This is a genomic window from Xanthomonas sp. WHRI 10204, from assembly GCF_040202875.1.
In the GTDB taxonomy this organism is placed as follows: domain Bacteria; phylum Pseudomonadota; class Gammaproteobacteria; order Xanthomonadales; family Xanthomonadaceae; genus Xanthomonas.
The window spans coordinates 211238-229328 of record NZ_JBEGDW010000004.1 but is presented as its reverse complement, the minus strand read 5'-3'; the positions used below and the strand labels follow the sequence as shown (position 1 = coordinate 229328).

The 18091-nt window shown below is 66.7% G+C and carries 12 protein-coding genes; 9 read left to right on the top strand and 3 right to left on the bottom strand.

Going from position 1 to position 18091, the window contains the following annotated elements; all coding sequences use genetic code 11:
• Positions 1 to 71: 71 nt before the first annotated feature.
• The 5 genes from ABQZ00_RS21245 (at position 72) to zwf (ending at position 7684) form a co-directional block, all read left to right on the top strand.
• Entirely contained in the window at positions 72 to 332 is a 261-nt protein-coding gene (locus tag ABQZ00_RS21245) for a YcgL domain-containing protein (RefSeq protein WP_104616460.1), read from the top strand.
• Positions 325 to 3645, top strand: coding sequence for an ankyrin repeat domain-containing protein (locus ABQZ00_RS21240; RefSeq protein ID WP_323538990.1), 3321 nt, complete (start codon positions 325 to 327; stop codon positions 3643 to 3645). The genes ABQZ00_RS21245 and ABQZ00_RS21240 overlap by 8 nt, the downstream gene beginning before the upstream one ends.
• A 26-nt stretch (positions 3646 to 3671) precedes the next feature.
• On the top strand, positions 3672 to 4001 hold the full coding sequence (locus ABQZ00_RS21235; protein WP_323538989.1) for a low molecular weight protein tyrosine phosphatase family protein: 330 nt from the start codon (positions 3672 to 3674) through the stop codon (positions 3999 to 4001).
• Between the two features lie 63 nt (positions 4002 to 4064).
• Entirely contained in the window at positions 4065 to 5864 is a 1800-nt protein-coding gene (locus tag ABQZ00_RS21230) for a glycoside hydrolase family 15 protein (protein ID WP_323538988.1), read from the top strand.
• Positions 5861 to 7684 (top strand): glucose-6-phosphate dehydrogenase, encoded by a 1824-nt coding sequence (zwf, locus tag ABQZ00_RS21225; protein WP_323538987.1) that lies wholly within the window; start codon positions 5861 to 5863, stop codon positions 7682 to 7684. The genes ABQZ00_RS21230 and zwf overlap by 4 nt, the downstream gene beginning before the upstream one ends.
• A 193-nt stretch (positions 7685 to 7877) precedes the next feature.
• On the opposite strand, the gene ABQZ00_RS21220 is transcribed toward zwf, so the two are convergent.
• From ABQZ00_RS21220 to ABQZ00_RS21210, 3 genes are all read right to left on the bottom strand, one after another.
• Positions 7878 to 9689 carry a monovalent cation:proton antiporter-2 (CPA2) family protein gene (locus ABQZ00_RS21220; RefSeq protein WP_323538986.1) on the bottom strand — a complete coding sequence of 604 codons (1812 nt, stop codon included), beginning with the start codon at positions 9687 to 9689 and terminating at the stop codon, positions 7878 to 7880.
• Between the two features lie 24 nt (positions 9690 to 9713).
• A complete protein-coding gene (locus ABQZ00_RS21215) occupies positions 9714 to 9851 on the bottom strand; it encodes a hypothetical protein (RefSeq protein WP_323538985.1) in 138 nt (45 codons plus the stop codon).
• Between the two features lie 245 nt (positions 9852 to 10096).
• A complete protein-coding gene (locus tag ABQZ00_RS21210; RefSeq protein ID WP_323538984.1) occupies positions 10097 to 10924 on the bottom strand; it encodes a carbonic anhydrase in 828 nt (275 codons plus the stop codon).
• A 573-nt stretch (positions 10925 to 11497) separates the two neighbouring features.
• On the opposite strand from ABQZ00_RS21210, the gene mgtE reads away from it, so the two are divergent.
• From mgtE to ABQZ00_RS21190, 4 genes are all read left to right on the top strand, one after another.
• Positions 11498 to 12865: a magnesium transporter gene (gene mgtE, locus ABQZ00_RS21205; protein WP_323538983.1), complete on the top strand. Its 1368-nt coding sequence runs from the start codon at positions 11498 to 11500 to the stop codon at positions 12863 to 12865.
• Positions 12866 to 13155: 290 nt separating this feature from the next.
• Positions 13156 to 15849, top strand: coding sequence for a bifunctional acetate--CoA ligase family protein/GNAT family N-acetyltransferase (locus tag ABQZ00_RS21200; protein ID WP_323518131.1), 2694 nt, complete (start codon positions 13156 to 13158; stop codon positions 15847 to 15849).
• Between the two features lie 355 nt (positions 15850 to 16204).
• Positions 16205 to 17242 carry a DUF475 domain-containing protein gene (locus tag ABQZ00_RS21195; protein ID WP_115514222.1) on the top strand — a complete coding sequence of 346 codons (1038 nt, stop codon included), beginning with the start codon at positions 16205 to 16207 and terminating at the stop codon, positions 17240 to 17242.
• A 170-nt stretch (positions 17243 to 17412) separates the two neighbouring features.
• Positions 17413 to 18048 carry a vWA domain-containing protein gene (locus ABQZ00_RS21190; protein WP_115554883.1) on the top strand — a complete coding sequence of 212 codons (636 nt, stop codon included), beginning with the start codon at positions 17413 to 17415 and terminating at the stop codon, positions 18046 to 18048.
• Positions 18049 to 18091: the final 43 nt, after the last annotated feature.

The window sequence follows — 18091 nt, the reverse complement described above, 5'->3', positions numbered from 1 at the left end:
GCGCTTTCGCCGTCGCCGCAATTGGGACACAATCCTGCGACCCACCGCTCTACGAGCGCGATCACGCGCGCATGCACGCCTACGTCTATAAAAGCCAACGCAAGCAGGACACCTTCGTCTACCTCGCCACGCGTGACGATTTCTCCGGTCTTCCCGCTGCCGTGCACGCGCCGTTGGCGCCATTCGCATTCGTGCTGGAGGTGGCGTTGACGCCTGAGCGCCGCCTGGCGCAGGCCGACGTGGTGACCGTGCGCGAAGCGCTCGCCAAGCACGGCTTCTACCTGCAACTGCCCAAGACGGTGGTGCTGGCGGGCGAGTGCGACTATGACTGAGCCGCAGCGTGCCGCGCGATTGCGCGCCGCAGCGCTGGCGGGTGCGGCCGGCGTTGTGTTGTCCCTGCTCGGTGGCCTTGGTGGCGCCGTTGCCGCAGTGAGCCTGTGGCTGGCGCAGCCGGCCTTTGCATTGGCAGTGTCGTGGGCGCGTGGCACCCGCACGCTGGCGACGCAGCCGCGCGCCATCGCACAGGCGCTGCCGCCGTTGCTGGCGATCTGGGGTGTGGGCCTGCTCGCCTTGGCGGCATTGATCAGCTGGCCGCTGACCGCGCTGCGCGATAGCGGCAGTCTGGCCGCCGCGTTGGCCTTGAGCGTGGCCGTCAGCGCCGCCTTGCTGGGACTGTGGCGCACCTGGCCGTTGTGGGGCGAAGTGGAACGCGACGGTGGCGCGCTGGCGCCACGCTGGCACGCCCTGGCCACGCAGGAACTGCATGCCTGGCGCGGTCTGCTGGCCGCCGCATTGGTGTTGGCGGTGTGCACCCTGGTGGTGGCGCTGGCCTGGCCGGGTTGGTTGTCCGGCGGTCTGCGCTGGGGTCTGGCGATTGCCGCTGCCGCGCTGCTGCCCGCCGCCCATCTGCTGTTGCAACGCACCGCCGCACCGGCGCGCAGCGATGCGCCGGTAGCCCGGCAGGCTGCCGATTTCTTCTCCGAAGCGGCCGCCGAACCGCGCCCGCTGGAGCCGGTCGCCCAGCATCAACTGGTGCCCGAATTGTTCGAAGCCGCGCGTAGCGGCCGGGTGGATCGCGCGCTGCAATTGCTGGAGGCCGGCGCCGACCCGCAGGCGATGCCGCTGCCGGAATGGCGCGACCAACGCAGCCTGCCCGCGCTGGCAGCGGTGCTGCCGGATCTGCGCCTGTTGCGCGAGCTGATCGTGCGCCGCGTGGACGTCAACCAGCCGCATCGCGGCATGACGCCGCTGCTGGCCGCCACCCGCGACAGCTGGCATGGCCGCCCGGATGCGGTGATGACGCTGCTGGCCAACGGTGCCGACCCGCGCTCCACCGACAACGACGGCAATACGCCGCTGCATCACGCGGTGCGCAGTTCCGACCCCGGCGTGGCCGCATTGCTGCGCGATGCCGCCGCCGACCTGGACGCGCTCAACAACGAAGGTCATTCGCCGCTGGCGATGGCGTGCCAGGTCGGCAATTGGCGGCTGGCGAAATTTCTGCTGGAACGCGGCGCCCATTCCGAACCGGACGGTGGCGCGCCGGTGTTGCTGGCCGCAGCCGGCACCGAAGAAGACGACCCGGCCGGCGTGCAGTTGCTGCTCAAGCACAAGGCGCGCGTGGATGCGCGCGACCGCCAGCGCCGCAGTGCCTTGCACGAAGCCGCGCTAGCCGGTCATGGCGACATCGTCGAGGCGCTGTTGTCGGCCGGCGCCAATCTGGAAGCGCGCGATCTGCTCGGCCGCACGCCGTGGCTGGATGCCGCGCGTCAGGCGCGCAGCGCGGTGCTCGAACGCCTGGTCGCGCGCAAGGCCGATGTGCTGGCCATCGACGGCGACGGCCGCAACGCGGTGATGCTGGCCTGCGCCGCCGACAGCGTGTCGCCGGCGCTGATCCGCCGCCTGCTCGATCTGCAGGTGCCGGCCGACAGCGTCGATGTGCATGGCCGTCGCGCCGTGGACGTGGCCGCCGAAGCCGGGCGTTGGGCGATCGTGCAATTGCTCGACCCCAACTATCCCTTGCCGGCTGCCGTCAGCGATGCGCATGGCGACACCCCCGGCGTGGCGGTGCTGCCCGATCGCCCGCCGCTGGTGCTGCTGCGCGAAGGCTTGCAGTTCGGCCAACGCGATGGCCTGGACGCGCTGGCGCGACTGTGCGGCCCGGAAGAACTTGGCGGCCTGCTGCACGACGCGCATCTGGCGCTCAACGCCGATGCGGTGGACTGGCTGCTGCGTCACGGCGCCGATGCCGAAGTGCGCGATGCCTGCGGCGACGTGCCGATGTTTGCGCTGCTCTCGCGTGGCGTGGAGGCGGTGCCGGCGCTGCAGGTGCTGCTGCGTCACGGCGTGTCGCCGGCCGGTGCAGGTGGCCTGACCCGGCTGCTCAGCGCCTGCGTGCAGCACGATGCGGCATCGCGCGGGCTGGAACAGTTCGCAGTGGAATTGCTCGAACGCGGCGCCGACCCGTTTGCGCCGTCGGCGGCTGGCGATCCGCCGTTGTCGCTGGCCGTGCGGCTGGGCTGGCTGCGCCTGCAGCAGTGGCTGCTGGAACACGGCGTGGACCGCGAAGCGCGCGACAGCCACGGCATGACCGCGCTGCATCTGGCCACCGCGCTGGGCCGCGATGCCTCGCTGAAATTGCTGGTCAAGCAGGGCGCCTCGCCGGAAGCACGCGCTGCCGACGGGCAGACCCCGCTGGGCGTGGCGCTATCGATCGGCCGGCGCGATCTGGCCGACTGGCTGGACTGGCGGATCTGGTCGCTGCCACGCCGTACGCTGCGCGAAGCGGACGTGCCCGCGGCCGCGATGACTGGCGATACCGATGCGGTGCGACGCCTGATCGACCTCGGCCTGCCGGTGGATGCCGTCGATGCCCAAGGCTGCACCGCGCTGCTGCGTGCGGCCGGTGGCGGCCACCTGGGCGTGGTTGCGCATCTGCTCGGCCGCGGTGCCGACCCGCAGCGCGCAGCCAACAGCGGCGCCACGCCGTTGTCGGCCGCGGTGAGCATGCGCCAGACCGATATCGTCGCCGCCCTGCTGCAGGCCGGCGCGCAGATCGAACATCGCCTGCCCGGTGGCGTGACCGTGCTGATGCTGGCGTGCGCACTCGGCTTGCCGGATATCGTGGCGCGTCTGCTCACGGCCGCAGCCAACGTGCATGCCACCGACGATCAAGGGCTGGCGCCGCTGCATTGCGCGGCGCTGTACGGTTTCACCGCGCGCGACACCACCCGCCTGCTGGCGCTGCTGGACACCTTGTTGCTGGCCGGCGCCGACCCGGACGCGCTCGCCGGTGGGCGGGTCAGCCCGTTGCTGTTGTTGTTGGGCGCGCGCGCCGAACCGGGCACCGCCTGCGACGAAAAGGTGGTGCTGGCCGGGGTCGAACGCCTGCTCGACGAAGACGTCTCGCTGGATGTGGCAGACCAACGCGGCTTCGGCCCGCTGCATCTGGCCGCACTGCATGGCTTGCCGCTGCTGGTGCAGCGCCTGCTGCGCGCTGGTGCCGATGCCGACCGTCGCGATGCGCTCAACCGCACCCCGCGCGAGATCGCCATCATGCGCGGCTTCATCGATGTGGCCGGCCAGTTCGAACCCGCGTTGCCGGGCGTCTCTTCGATGGCGCGCTTCCTGCGCGAAGGCCGCTGAGCCAGCGCGGCGGCACACCGCTGCGGGTGCTGTTCGTATGCAGCCGCAACCGGCTGCGCAGTCCCACCGCCGAGCGCGTGTTCGCCGACTGGCCGGGCGTGCAGACCCAATCGGCCGGGCTGGCCGCAGATGCGCAGGTGCAGGTCACGCCCGAGTTGCTGCAGGAGTCCGACCTGGTGCTGGTGATGGAGCGCCGCCACCTGCAGTTGCTGCGCAAACGCTTCGCCGCGCATCTACTCCATTGCCGCGTGGTGTCGTTGCAGATTCCCGACGACTACACCTATATGGATCCGGCACTGATCCGTCGGCTGGAACACACGGTGCCACCGTTGCTGCGTTTGCCCGCGTATTCGTAACCCGATCCCGACACCGCGCATGTAAGACTGCGGATTCTTTCGCTGGAAGGAAACGCCCACACGATGAGCGTGCGTATCGAGGACCACGCCATGCTGGGCAACTGCCACAGCGCGGCCCTGGTCGACCATCGCGGCACCATCGACTGGCTATGTCTGCCACGCTTCGATTCCGATGCGGTTTTCGCATCGCTGCTGGGCGACGAGCAACACGGGCAATGGGCGTTGTCGCCCGCCGCCGCATTCCGCAGCGAACGCGCTTACGAAGACGACAGTCTGGTGTTGTGCACGCGCATGAGCACCGACACCGGCACGGTGGAACTGGTCGACTTCATGGTCGCCACCGACAAAGGCGACAGCCACCAGCATCTGGTGCGCATCGTGCGCTGCGTGCAGGGCGTGATGCCCATGCACATGCGCCTGACGTTCCGTTTCAACTACGGCCGCACCGTGCCGTGGGTGACCGGCATCGACGGCGGCATTCGCGCGATCGCCGGCCCCGACCAGCTCGCGTTGCGCTCGCCGCAGGAACTGCATGGCGAAGACCTGGGCACCGAAGCCGACTTCACGTTGCGCGAAGGCGAAAGCACCTGGTTTCTGCTCAGTCACGGCGCCTCGCATCAGCCCACGCCGCCGGCGATCGATCCGGAGCAGGCGCTGCAACGCACGACCGCGTTCTGGCATGGCTGGGCACGTCGCTGCACCGATGTCGGCCCGTGGACCAAGCAGGTGCGTCGCTCGCTGGTGGTGTTGAAAGGGCTCAGCTATCTGCCCACCGGCGGCATCGTGGCCGCGCCCACCGCCTCGTTACCGGAGCATCTGGGTGGCACGCGCAACTGGGATTACCGCTACTGCTGGTTGCGCGATTCGGTGTTTACGCTGATCGCGTTGCTGCAAGCCGGCTATCGCGATGAGGCTGCGGCGTTTCGCGACTGGGTCCAGCGCACCATCGCCGGGTCGCCGGATCAATTACAGGCGCTGTATGGCATCGGCGGCGAGCGCCGATTGCAGGAATGGGAAGCGCACTGGCTGCCCGGCTACGAAAATTCCGTTCCGGTGCGCATCGGTAACGGTGCGGTGGATCAATTTCAGCTCGATGTGTACGGCGAGCTGATCGGCGCCTTTCATTACGCACGCGAAAAAGGCGTGGCGCCGCCTGCCGATGACGATGGGTCGTCGGCGTCCTTGCTGGAAAAGATTCTCGACACGCTGGAAACCCTGTGGCGCCAACCGGACGAAGGCATCTGGGAAATCCGCGACGAGCGCCGGCATTTCGTGCATTCCAAAGTGATGGCGTGGCTGGCATTCGATTGCGGCAGTCGCGATGGCATCACCAATGCCGATGCCGACAAGCGCGCGCACTGGGGCCGGCTCGCTGAAGAGATCCGCGCCGAAGTACTGGAAAAAGGCGTGCATCCAGATGGCCACTTCGTGCAGAGCTACGGCTCTGATCGTCTGGATGCATCGCTGTTGCTGATTCCCATTGTCGGCTTTCTGCCGCCGGACGATCCGCGCATCGCCGCCACCGCCGATGCGATCGCGCGCGAGCTCACCATCGATGGCTTGGTCGAGCGCTATCGCGCCGACGACAGCGCCGATGGCCTGCCGGCAGGCGAGGGCACCTTCCTGGCCTGTAGTTTCTGGCTGGTGGAAAACTTTGCGTTGATCGGTCGCACCGATGAGGCGCGCGCACTGCTCGAGCGTTTGCTCGGGCTGTGCAACGACGTTGGCCTGCTCGCAGAAGAATACGACCCGCGCGGCAAACGCATGCTTGGCAACTTCCCGCAAGGTTATTCCCACGTGGCCCTGGTCAATGCGGCATTGCGCCTGCACGGACGCATGGGCGAAAAGGAAACACATCCATGAACGAACAAGCCACAACCCCGCCGTGCATCATCGTGGTCTTCGGCGCCCGCGGCGATCTGACCAAGCGGTTGGTGATGCCTGCGCTGTACAACCTGCGCCGCGCCGGTGCATTGGGCGAGGAATTCGCCATCGTCGGCATGGACCATGGCGACATCAGCGAACGCGCGTGGCGCAGCAACATGGGGCAGTCGATGACGCAGCTGCTGAGCAGCCGCGATGCCGAATTCCAGACCGACGAATTCGACACCGACACCTGGGACTGGCTGCGCGAGCGCATGCATTACCTGCGCGGCGACTTTACCGACCTTGGCGCGTATCAGGCGCTGGACGGCGTGCTGGAGAAACTGCACAAGCGGTATGGCACGCAAGGCAATGTGCTGTTCTATCTCGCCACCGCCGCGCGCTTTTTCGAGCCGGTGCTGTTGAATCTCGGCGAAGCCGGCCTGGTCAAACAGCGCGAAAATCAGGGCTGGCGCCGCGTCATCGTGGAAAAACCGTTCGGCCACGATCTGCCCAGCGCCAAGCATCTCAATGCCACCGTGGCCAAGGTGCTGCATGAGGATCAGGTGTTCCGCATCGATCATTTCCTGGGCAAGGAAACCGTGCAGAACATTCTTGCGTTCCGTTTTGCCAATGGTTTGTTCGAGCCGGTGTGGAACCGCGACCGTATCGATCACGTGCAGATCACCGCCGCCGAAACCATCGGCGTGGAAGGGCGCGGGCGCTTCTACGATCCCACCGGCTGCTTGCGCGACATGGTGCCCAATCATCTGTTCCAGTTGCTGGCGATGATTGCGATGGAACCGCCAGCCGCATTCACCACCGAGGCGATGCATCGCCGCCGCGCCGAAGTGATCGAAGCCGTGCGCCCGATCAAGCCGGAAGACGTGGTGCGTGGTCAATACGCGTCCGGCGCGGTCAATCGCAGCGCCGTGCCCGGCTATCGCGAAGAAGACACCGTGCCGGACGACTCGGAAACCGAAACCTATGTGGCGATGAAGCTGCAGGTCGATACCTGGCGCTGGGCCGGCGTGCCGTTTTATTTGCGCACCGGCAAGCGTCTGCGCGAGCGCACCACCGAGATCGCCATCCGCTTCAAACCCGCGCCGTTGGCACCGTTTCGCAGCACCGAAGTCGGCGGCTACGGCCCCGACTGGCTGGTGCTGCATATTCAACCTGATGAAGGCATTTCTCTGCAGTTCGACGTCAAGCGCCCGGGCGCGCAGGTGGCACTGGCGCCGGTGCGTATGGACTTTCGCTACCGCGACTGGTTCCCCAAGGAATACACCGTGGGTTACGAGCGTCTGCTGCAGGACTGCATGAACGGCGAAGCCGGTCTGTTCCAGGACGCGGCGATGGTGGAAGGCGCCTGGCGCATCGTGCAGCCGATCCTGGATGCCTGGAAACAACCGGCCAGCGACTTCCCCAACTACGCCGCCGGCAGCGCCGGCCCCTCGGCCGCCGACGCGTTGCTGGCCATGAACGGCGGACACGCCTGGCGCGCACTCACCCCAGGCCGCAAACCGCCGCCGCGCCGCCCGCCGGAAGTGCGTGCGGGTGCTGCGACACCGGTGAAGAAAGCCGCCAAGAAGGCCGCGAAAAAGGCGAGCAAGGCGCCAGCCAAACGCGCATCTGCATCTTCAACAAAACCTGTGCGGGCGAGCGAAGCAGCGTCTGCCAAGCCTGCAAAGAAGACGCCAGCCAAGCGCGTGAGCAAGCAGGTGCCGAAGGTCGCGAAAACCGTCAGCAAGGCAGCAGTCAGTCAGGTTGCAGCGAAGAAGTCGGCTGGTAAAACCGCAGCGCGCAAACCGCGCGGCTGAGCAACGCGATCGACAGACGGCCGCTGCAGTCATGCAGCGGCTGTATGCGTCGTCAACATGCAACATAAGAATTGCTGCAGTCGTGCGCGGAGTACCTCCACACGATCTCGCGCGAGGCGCGCTACGGGATTGCCGGTAACGCCTCGTCGCGCGCAGGCACGCTCCCACACAAGCTCAACGATCCTACACAAGCTCAGCGATCGTGCGTCGTCGGTTCCGGCTCAGCATCCACATCCGCCTTGACGTCGGCTTCGAACAGGCGCATCAGGTCTTCGCGCGCATCGCGCGAGGTCTGCAGCACTTTGGCTTCGTCGTCGTAGACCAGGTGTTGCGCACGCATCAGGTCTTCGTCGTGCTTGCGGAAGCGCTCGATGTGTTCGCGCGCGAGCGCATCGCCCACGCCGAGGGAGGTCAGCACGCGTCCGCCCAGTTCCAGGCTGGAGGCGAATACCTCGCGGAATGGTTCGGCGCCCAGGTCCATCAGTTTCCAGGCGTGTTGGCGGTTACGCGCGCGTGCCAGCACGGTGGCCTGCGGGTAGAGGCGGCGGATCAGCCGCACCGTCTTGATGTTGGTTTCCGGGTCGTCCACCGCGATCACGAACACCTTGATGCGATCGGCGCCGGCGGCGCGTAGCAGGTCCGGCCGGGTCGGGTCGCCGTAATACAGTTCGCCGCCGAAGCGACGGATATCCTCCACCGTGTCGGGGTTGTGCTCCAGCGCCACAAACGGCACATGGCGCGAGGTAAGCAGGCGGGCCACCACCTGGCCAAAACGGCCCACGCCGGCGATCAGCACCTGCGGCGACTGCGCATCGATGGTGTCGAAGGGCCGCTCGGACTTGGGCACCTGCACCCGCAACGGTCCATTGAGCAGGCGCTGCATCCCGAGCAGCAGCAGCGGCGTCAGCGCCATGGAGACACCGACGATGGCCACCAGGCGATCGTGATTGGCCGGATCCAGCAGGCCCACGCGATCGGCCTCGTTGAACACCACAAACGCGAATTCGCCGCCCAGCCACAACACGCTGCCCAGCATCAGGCTGCTGCGTAGCGGCAGCTTGGCGACGCTGCCGATACCGACCAGCAGCGAGAACTTCACCACCAACAAGATCGCCACGCCGGCGGCGATCAACCCCGGTTCGGCGACCACGCGATTGAGGTCGATGCCCATGCCCACCGAAATGAAGAACAAGCCCAGCAGCAAGCCTTCGAACGGTTCGATCTGCGATTCGAGTTCGTGGCGGAATTCCGAATCGGCCAGCAGCACGCCGGCGATGAAGGCCCCCAGGCTGGCGCTCAGCCCGGCTTCCTGCATGATCCAGGCGGTACCCAGTACCACCAGCAACGCGCTGGCGGTGAATACCTCCGGCATGCGGGTGCGCGCCACTACGTTGAACAGATAGCGCAACACAAAGCGCCCGCACAGGATCACCAGCGCCAATGCGGCCATCGCCTTGGCCACATCGGGCCAGGCGAGAGTGGCGTTCTTGCTGCCACCGAGCAGCGGGATGGCGGCCAGCAACGGGATCGCGATCAGATCCTGAAACAGCAGGATGGCGAAGGCCAGTCGCCCGTAATCGCTGCCCAGCGCCTTGCGTTCGGCCAGCAGCTGCAGGCCCACCGCAGTGGACGACAACGCCAGCGCCACGCCGACGATGAGCGATGTTTTCCAGCCCAGGTTGCCCAGCATCAGCAGGCCGCCCAGGATCATGGCCGTCACCACCACCTGGGTGGCGCCGGCGCCGAACACCGAATGGCGCATTACTTTCAGGCGGGCCGGCGAGAGCTCCAGGCCGATCACGAATAGCAGCATCACCACGCCGATCTCGGCCGCGCCGCTGATGCGCTCGGCATCCTGCACTACGCCCACACCATCCGGGCCTAGCACCACGCCGGCGACCAGATAGGCCAGCACCGCGCCAAGGCCAAAGCGCTTGAACACCGGTACCGCCACGATGGCGGCCAGCATCAGGACCAGAGCCAGTTCCAGGCCACCGCTATGCATGCACGTTCTCCGTTGAGGTGCGCATTATGCCGCCCGCAGCAGCCGGCCAGCTTGCACCAACGTGCCGGAGTCGCCGCCGATGCGCATCGCATGCCACGCGCGGTGCGGTGCGGTGACGTCCGGCAGCGCCATGCAACCGGCCACGCCGGCACGCGCGGCCATGCGGCGACCGCAGCGCCCAGCATCCGCCAGGCGGAGCTGGTGTGCTGGATGCTCTGAGATCGCATCCTCGAAGCGAGTAAGACCCGCTAGTGCGCCTGCGATAGCAGGACGCCGAGCAGCCTGCGCAGGGCCACTGCGCAGCCGCCAACGGCGTGCGGCCGGTGCGCTGTGCGGCATGCACGACGCATCTCATTGCGCCGTTCATCCCTGCCTTGTGGCCGCGCGCTGCGCTCGGTTGGCTGCGTTCAGTGGCTCTTGAGCAGGAAGCGTCGATCCAGCGGCTGCAGCGGACGAGCGTTGAATGGGTAGACGCGCTCGAAGGCGTTGATCTGCTCTTCGGAAACCTGCACCGGCTGCTCGAGCACCACCCAGTCCACCGTTTCGCTGCACGGCGGGGTGGTCAGCGAGCCTTCGTAGCGATAGAAGCGGCGTTGCTGCTTGGGCGGAAGGAAATCGCTGGCCCGCACCGAGGCGTTGGCGACCTGCCGGGTCTGGTTCTTGTCTTTGGGCATGGCATCCAGCACCCGCTGGAAGGCAGGATTGGCCTTGCCGGTTTCGAAGAAGATCGCCAGCACGCCCAGGGTTCCATCCGGGCCCTGGTGCACGATGTGCGCCTCCATCGGGAAGCGCCGTCCGTTCAACAGGTGCTCGCTCGGGTGATGGAAATGCAGCTGCAACGCGGTGTACTGCTTGCCGCCGATGACCATGGTGCCGCCGTCATGTAACTCCAGCTGGATGGAATGACCGGTGTTGCGCACCGCCAGCGGCACGGCGCTGTAGTCCAGCTCCAGCTTACCGAGGTTGGCGTCGAGCGCGCCTTTCAGATCGATCGGGCTGTTCTGTTGGCCGTTGCCGCACAGCACGTTTTCCTTGGCCAGTTCGGCCCAGTGCTCGGCGCCCTCCGGACCGGTATAGCCCCACTCATGTCCGACGTGTTGGGGGGTCTCGTGCGCCTCCACGGGGGACGTTGCAGGCAGCGTGGTTTGCGCCATGCCGACCGTGACCCAGCCCGCGGCGGCACACAGGCACACCGGGCGGAGACGGCGTAACAAAAACGACATAGAAGACGGCATTGGTGATTCCTGAGCAGCGACGGGAGCGGAGGGACGCGATGGCGCGCGCCCTTCCACGAAAATGTGCGGTGGGTTGGCTGTGCCAAGAAGCGGACTGTACCGATTGCTGTGCCGCACACCACAGGTTTGCGACGGCCGGTGGATTCGCTCCGACCAGCACGATCTCTTGGCGCGGCTGGGCGCATCGCGGCGACAGGGGTGCAGGTGAATGCCTGCACCCCGCGCGGAGGTGCCACGCCGATGCCACCTCCGCGTGCTCGCCTCTTGCGCAGCGTCAGTCGCGCGTTGTCGGCGGGGTGAGCGGCATGGCCTGCGCCAGCGACGTGCAGTGCAGGCTCGGCATGCTGGACGCCCGGTGAAGCGGGGCGGCTGCGAAGGATTGACCAAGCGAGCGCAGGCGCGCAGACTGCGCCGCGCCGCCGCCCGGATCACCGGTCGGTGCGCACCTTTCGGAGCCTTTACTCATGTCCAGCGACAGTCACCCTAGACCCGGGTCGATGACCCAGCTGGCGCGCGCCTGAGGCTCAGGTTCGCCGGCTGTCATCGACGACGGTCGTCACCAGGCGAACCACCATGTACAACGAAACCCTGCGCCTTGCCCAAGGCGTCGATGCCTTGATCGCACCTCTGGCCGAGCTCAACACGGCCGATGCGGTGGAATATCTCAACACGCTCGATCGCGACGATGCGGCACATGTGCTGGCCGCGTTGCCGCCGCCGCGTGCGGTGAAGTTGCTCGAACAACCCGAGCTGCGCGATGCCAGCGCACTGGTCGCCCTGCTGCCAGCCGAGCAGGCCGCATCGCTGCTCGGGCAGATGGCTGACGACCGCGCCACCGATATCTTCCATGGCCTGGATGCCGAGCAGCGCCAGCCGCTGCTGTGGTTGCTCAGTGCCGAAGCGCGGCTGTCGATCCAGGCGCTGATGCGCTACCCGCCCAACACTGCCGGTGCGTTGATGACCACCGAATTCGTGGCGGTGTCGTCCGACTGGACAGTGGGCCGCACCTTGCAGCACATCCGCGAAGTGGAGCGCAGCCGCGAGACCGTCTACGCCATCTATCTGCTCGACCCGCAGACCCGCGTGCTGCAGCAGGTGGTCACCATGCGCCGGCTGATCACCGGCGCGCCGGAGGCACCGATCCTGGACGTGGCGCAGGTCAATCCGCCGGTCACCGTGGACCCGGCGCTGGACCAGGAAGAAGTGGCGCGCCTGATCCGCCGCCACGACCTGCTCGCGATCCCGGTGGTGGATGCGCGCGGGCATGTGCTGGGCATCGTCACCGTGGACGATGTGCTCGACGCATTGATCGCCGAATCCACCGAAGACGTACACAAGTTCGGCGGCATGGAAGCGCTGGACAAGCCCTACATGCACATTGGGTTTGGCCAGATGATCAAGAAGCGCGCCGGTTGGTTGAGCGTGCTGTTTCTGGGCGAAATGCTCACCGCCAGCGCCATGCAGCACTTCGAGGACGAGTTGTCCAAGGCGGTGGTGCTGACCTTGTTCATTCCGTTGATCATGAGCTCGGGCGGCAACTCCGGTTCGCAGGCCACTTCGCTGCTGATCCGTTCGCTGGCGCTGCGCGAAATCCGCCTGGGCGACTGGTGGAAAGTGGCGCTGCGCGAGCTGCCCACCGGGCTGACCCTGGGCGCGATTCTGGGCGTGCTGGCGATCGTGCGCATCGCCATCTGGCAAACCGCCGGCCTGTACGACTATGGCCCGCACTGGCAGATGGTGGCGTTGACCATCGGTGCGGCGCTGATCGGCATCGTCACCTTCGGCTCGCTGTCCGGTTCGATGCTGCCATTCGTGCTGCAACGCTTCGGCTTCGACCCGGCCAGCGCCTCGGCACCGTTCGTGGCCACGCTGGTGGATGTCACCGGGCTGGTGATTTATTTCAGCATTGCGGCGGCGATCTTGAGCGGCACGTTGTTGTAAGACAGGGCGATACAGGCCTGGCGAGCAGTCGCCAGGCCTGTCTCTATGTGGGACGTGTCTAGGTGGACCCAGAGGGTGATGTCTGCGCGCTGCGCGCACGGATATCGATGACTTCGTCCCTGGCGCATCAGATCAGCAGCATGGCGGATCGCCGGATGTGGCAACGCCTGTAGCGCACCCCCGGTTGCGGTAGGTCCCTAGGCTTGGCACACGCGTGCTGCACAGCACGCCCATGCCTGGATCCATCAGTGCGTGTACCGTAGCGCGATGGCAGTGTTCTCCCCCGCACAATGAGTACCTATCACCTGCAACAGGTCTTCCGCCCCAGCACCGTTGCGGTGGTGGGTGGCAGTCCGCGCGATCGCTCGGCCGGGCGGGCGGTGGTGCGCAATCTGCGCGCGGCCGGCTTCCCCGGGCAGATCGGTTGGGTGAGCCCGCGCTATAGCGAGATCGATGGCGTGCGCACGGTGGCGCGCTTGACCGATCTGCCGTGGGTGCCGGACCTGGTAGTGATCACCGCGCCGGCGCGCATCGTGCCGCGCATCGTCTCCATCGCGGCGCGGCGCGGGGTGGCAGCAGCGATCATCCTCACCGCCGGTTTGGGCCGTGGTCCTGGCTCGCCGGCCGCACGCATGGAAGCGGCCGCCCGCGCCAAGGGCATGCGCATCCTCGGCCCGCATTGCCTGGGCGTGATCGCCCCGCATGCGCGGCTCAATGCCAGCATCGCCGCGCACTGCCCACAGGCCGGCGATCTGGCGCTGATCTCCGAATCCAGCGCCATTGCCGCTGCCTTGGTGGAGTGGGGCGTGGCGCGTTCGGTCGGGTTCTCGGCGGTGGTGTCGCTGGGCGATACGCTGGATGTGGACTTCGGCGATCTGCTCGATTACTTCGCCACCGACTACCGCACCCGCGCGATCCTGCTCTACGTCGAACGCATCGGCGATGCGCGCAAGTTCATGTCGGCCGCGCGTGCGGCCGCACGCGCCAAGCCGGTGGTGGTGGTCAAATCCGGCCGGCAGTTCCGCATCAATCCCAATGCCGATACCCACGCGCAGGCGCTGGCCGGCTCGGATGCGGTGTATGGCGCCGCGTTCGCGCGTGCCGGGTTGCTGCGCGTCGGCGCATTGGACGAGTTGTTCGCCGCGGCCGAAACGCTGGGCCGGCTCGGCAGCTTCCCGGGCCGGCGTCTGGCCATCCTGAGCAATGGCGGCGGGGTGGGGCAGCTGGCGGTGGACCAGTTGGTGCTGCGTGGCGGCACGTTGGCCGAGTTGTCGGCCAAGACCCTGGAGCGGCTGGACCAGTCGCTGCCGGAAGGGTGGTCGCGCAGCAACCCGGTGGACATCATTGTCGACGCCGATGGCGCGCGCTATGCCGCGGCGATCGAAGCGCTGCTGGACGACCCCGAAAACGACGCGCTGCTGGTGGTCAACGTGCCCACCGCATTCACTTCCTCGGCCGACGCGGCCAAGGCGCTGACCCGCGCGCTGGAGCAACGCAACCGCTATCAGCGCGACAAGCCGGTGTTCGCGGTGTGGCTGGGCCAGGACGACGCGGCGATCGCCGCGCTCAACGCCGCGCGCGTGCCCACCTACGCCACCGAATCGGATGCGGTGCGCGGCTTCACCCACCTGGTGCGTTACCGCGAGGCGCAGGCGGCGCTGATGGAAACCCCGCCCAGCCTGCCGGAAGATTTCGTGGTGGATGCCGGCATCGCGCGTGCGGTGGTCGATGAAGCCTTGGCTGCGGGCCGGCGTTGGCTGGACCCGGTGGCCACCAATCGGCTGCTGGCCGCCTACGGCATCCCGATCGTGCCGTTGCAGGTGGCCACCACCGCCAACGAGGCCGCCTTGCTGGCCGACCCGCTGCTGGCAATGGGGCGCACGGTCACCTTGAAGGTGTTGTCTGGCGACATCGCGCACAAGTCCGACGTGGATGGCGTGCGCCTGAACCTGTCCAGCGTGGCGGCGGTGCGCGAGGCGGCGGCCGGCATCCTGGCGCGTGCCCGCGCCGCGCTACCGAACGCGGTCATCGAAGGGGTGATCGTGCAGCCCACCGTGCTGCGGCCCAAGGCGCGCGAGTTGATCGCCGGCATTGCCGACGACCCAGTGTTTGGCCCGGCGATCGTGTTCGGCCGTGGCGGTACCGCAGTGGAGGTGATCAACGACCGCGAACTCGCGTTGCCACCGCTGGATTTGCGCCTGGCCCACGAGCTGATCGGCCGCACCCGCGTCTCGCGCATCCTCAAGGCCTACCGCGACGTGCCGGCCGCCGACGAGCGCGCCGTGGCGCTGGTGCTGGTCAAGCTGGCGCAGCTGGCGGCCGACATCCCGGAAATTACCGAGCTGGATATCAACCCGCTACTGGCCGACCGCGATGGCGTGATCGCGCTGGACGCCCGCGTGGCGGTGGCGCCGGCGCGCAAGTTGCATAAGGGCCGCGGCCATCCGCGTTTTGCGATCTTCCCGTACCCGAAGGAATGGGAGCGCCAGATCGCGCTTGGCGATGGCACCCACGCGCTGGTGCGCCCGGTACGCCCGGAAGACGATGCGCTGTTCCGCGCCTTCTTTGCGCGGGTCACCGACGAAGACCTGCGGTTGCGGTTCTTCCAGTCGGTCAAGCATTTCAGCCACGAATTCATCGCCCGCCTGACCCAGCTCGATTACGCGCGCTCGATCGCGCTGGTGGCCATCGACCCCAAGACCGGCGACATGCTTGGCGCGGTGCGCCTGCATGCCGACGCCGATTACGAGCGTGGCGAGTACGGCATCCTGATCCGCTCCGACCTCAAGGGCCACGGCATCGGCTGGCAGCTGATGCGCATCATGATCGAGTACGCACGCTGGCTGGGCCTGAAGCAGATCGAAGGCCAGGTGCTGCGCGAGAACCGCACCATGCTGGCGATGTGCCAGAGCCTGGGCTTTGGCGTACGCCCGGATCCGGACGATGCGACCCTGATGGCGGTGACACTGCCGGTGGCCGGCTGAGGCGCGGGCAGCGGGCGGAGCCTTGCTGGTACTGGGCTGGGAATGGCCGTAGACTCCTGCTGCACGGGATTCCACCCGCAGCCGATTCCGATTTCATGGACGATGTCATGTTGGAAGGCGATGATCGGTCGACGCGCTTCACCCTTGCCGCAGTGCCAGATGTGCACGCGCACGGCGTCATCGGAGCGCGATTTGCCGCCACACGACGGTCGGAGCCAGACAGTGGTGTGGCGCGACGCGTTGGCAGATGGCCTTCCCCCCCTTTTTTGCTCGCTCCGTCCTGAAACGCGTAGGTATTGCCTGCGTACCAAGGTCGTGACCGCTCGTTTTCGTCTCAGCACTATCGGGAGTTTCAATGTTTCGTGATTTTAGAATGTCGTTTGTCATCACCGCGCTCTGTCTGGGCGTCGCGGCGTGGTGGGGCCATAACTCGAGCATGGGGATGTGGCAGGCGTTGTGGCTGTGCGCCGTGCTGAGCGTGCTCGAAGTCTCGCTGTCCTTCGACAATGCGGTGGTTAACGCCGGTGTGCTCAAGCACATGAGCGAATTCTGGCGGAAGCTGTTTTTGACCGTCGGCATCCTGATTGCCGTGTTCGGCATGCGCCTGGTGTTTCCCATCGTGATCGTGTCGGTGGCGACCGGCATGGGCTTGATGCCGGTGATCGATCTGGCGCTCAACGAGCCGGACAAATACAGCCAGGTCCTGACCGACCACTATCCGTCCATTGCGGCGTTCGGTGGCATGTTCCTGCTGCTGGTATTCCTCAACTTCCTGTTCGATCGCGACCGCGAGCTGCACTGGTTGGGTCCGGTTGAGCGGCTGGTCGGCAAGCTGGGCAAGGCGGACGCCATGGCCGTCATCGTCGCCGTCGCCGTGCTGCTGGGGACCAAGCTGTTCCTGCCGCAGGACATCTTCCAGAGCGTGCTGTTTGCCGGCATGGGCGGCATCCTGCTGTACCTGCTGGTCGATAGCGTGGATGCGCTGTTCGAATCCGAAGAGGACGAAAACGGGGTCAGCGTCGCCAAGCGCTCGGGCGTGGCTGCGTTCTTGTACCTGGAAGTGCTGGATGCGTCCTTCTCCTTCGATGGCGTGATCGGCGCGTTCGCGATTACCCGTGACGTGGTCATCATCATGCTGGGCCTGGCGATCGGCGCGATGTTCGTGCGCTCGATGACGGTCTATCTGGTGCACAAGGGCACGTTGGACGAGTTCGTATTCCTGGAGCACGGCGCGCACTACGCTATCGGCGTGCTGGCGATCATCATGCTCATCGGCACGGTGCAGCATGTGCCGGAAGTGCTGACCGGCCTGATCGGTGTGGCTTTCATCGCAGCATCGGTGTGGTCATCGATCCGCTACCGCAAGCGGCATCTGGCTGGCGACAGCGCGTAGCCGACTGTCGTTCGCTGCGTTCGGCAGGGAACGACGCTGGTACGGCCAGGTCCACAGCGTCGCGCGACGCCGGCCTGGCCGGCAGCGCGCTGCGCCTGCCGCATGTCTGGCCAGCGTGTCTGACACGATAAAGCCGCCTTTTCCCCGCATTTCCTTTATCAGGTGAAGTCATGCGTCGTTTGCCCGTCTATCTATTGCTCGATACCTCCGGATCCATGCGCGGCGAGCCGATCGCTGCGGTCAATGTCGGGCTGCGTGCCCTGGTGACCTCGCTGCGGCAGGATCCATCGGCCCTGGAGAGCGTGCACATCTGCTTGATGACCTTCGACGCGGACGTGAAGACCATCCTGCCGCTGACGCCGCTGGACCAGTTGCAATTGCCGGAAATCACCACGCCCGATTCGGGTCCCACCATGCTCGGCAAGGCGCTGGAGCATGTCTGCGAGCGTGTGGATCTGGAAGTGCGTCGTTCCAGCGAAGACGCCAAGGGCGATTGGGCGCCGCTGCTGTTTGTGATGACCGATGGCAGTCCCACCGATCTGCAGGTGTTCGAAGAACAGATTCCCGAACTGCGCAAGCGCAACTTCGCCAACATCATCGCCTGTGCGGCGGGGCCCAAGGCCAAGTCGACGTACCTGTCCATGTTCACCGCCAATGTGTTTGCGCTGGATACGCTGGACAGCGCGTCGTTCACCAGCTTCTTCAAGTGGGTGTCGGCAGCGGTCAGCGGTGGCAGCCGGAGCCAGGGCACCCCGGAGAGCACGGCGCTGCCGCCGCCGCCGAGCGAAATCCAGCTGGTGCTGTAAGCGCAGTTGCCGTGTTGTTGAGTCGCTGTCTTCGTTGCGGAGT

Bases quoted from the DNA above. Each gene is read 5' to 3' on its own strand.
- ABQZ00_RS21210 (WP_323538984.1), bottom strand. From the start codon at position 10,924: ATGCCGTCTTCTATGTCGTTTTTGTTACGCCGTCTCCGCCCGGTGTGC.
- mgtE (WP_323538983.1), top strand. From the start codon at position 11,498: ATGTACAACGAAACCCTGCGCCTTGCCCAAGGCGTCGATGCCTTGATC.
- ABQZ00_RS21220 (WP_323538986.1), bottom strand. From the start codon at position 9,689: ATGCATAGCGGTGGCCTGGAACTGGCTCTGGTCCTGATGCTGGCCGCC.
- zwf (WP_323538987.1), top strand. From the start codon at position 5,861: ATGAACGAACAAGCCACAACCCCGCCGTGCATCATCGTGGTCTTCGGC.
- ABQZ00_RS21240 (WP_323538990.1), top strand. From the start codon at position 325: ATGACTGAGCCGCAGCGTGCCGCGCGATTGCGCGCCGCAGCGCTGGCG.
- ABQZ00_RS21230 (WP_323538988.1), top strand. From the start codon at position 4,065: ATGAGCGTGCGTATCGAGGACCACGCCATGCTGGGCAACTGCCACAGC.
- ABQZ00_RS21195 (WP_115514222.1), top strand. From the start codon at position 16,205: ATGTTTCGTGATTTTAGAATGTCGTTTGTCATCACCGCGCTCTGTCTG.
- ABQZ00_RS21190 (WP_115554883.1), top strand. From the start codon at position 17,413: ATGCGTCGTTTGCCCGTCTATCTATTGCTCGATACCTCCGGATCCATG.
- ABQZ00_RS21245 (WP_104616460.1), top strand. From the start codon at position 72: ATGCACGCCTACGTCTATAAAAGCCAACGCAAGCAGGACACCTTCGTC.
- ABQZ00_RS21200 (WP_323518131.1), top strand. From the start codon at position 13,156: ATGAGTACCTATCACCTGCAACAGGTCTTCCGCCCCAGCACCGTTGCG.
- ABQZ00_RS21215 (WP_323538985.1), bottom strand. From the start codon at position 9,851: ATGGCCGCGCGTGCCGGCGTGGCCGGTTGCATGGCGCTGCCGGACGTC.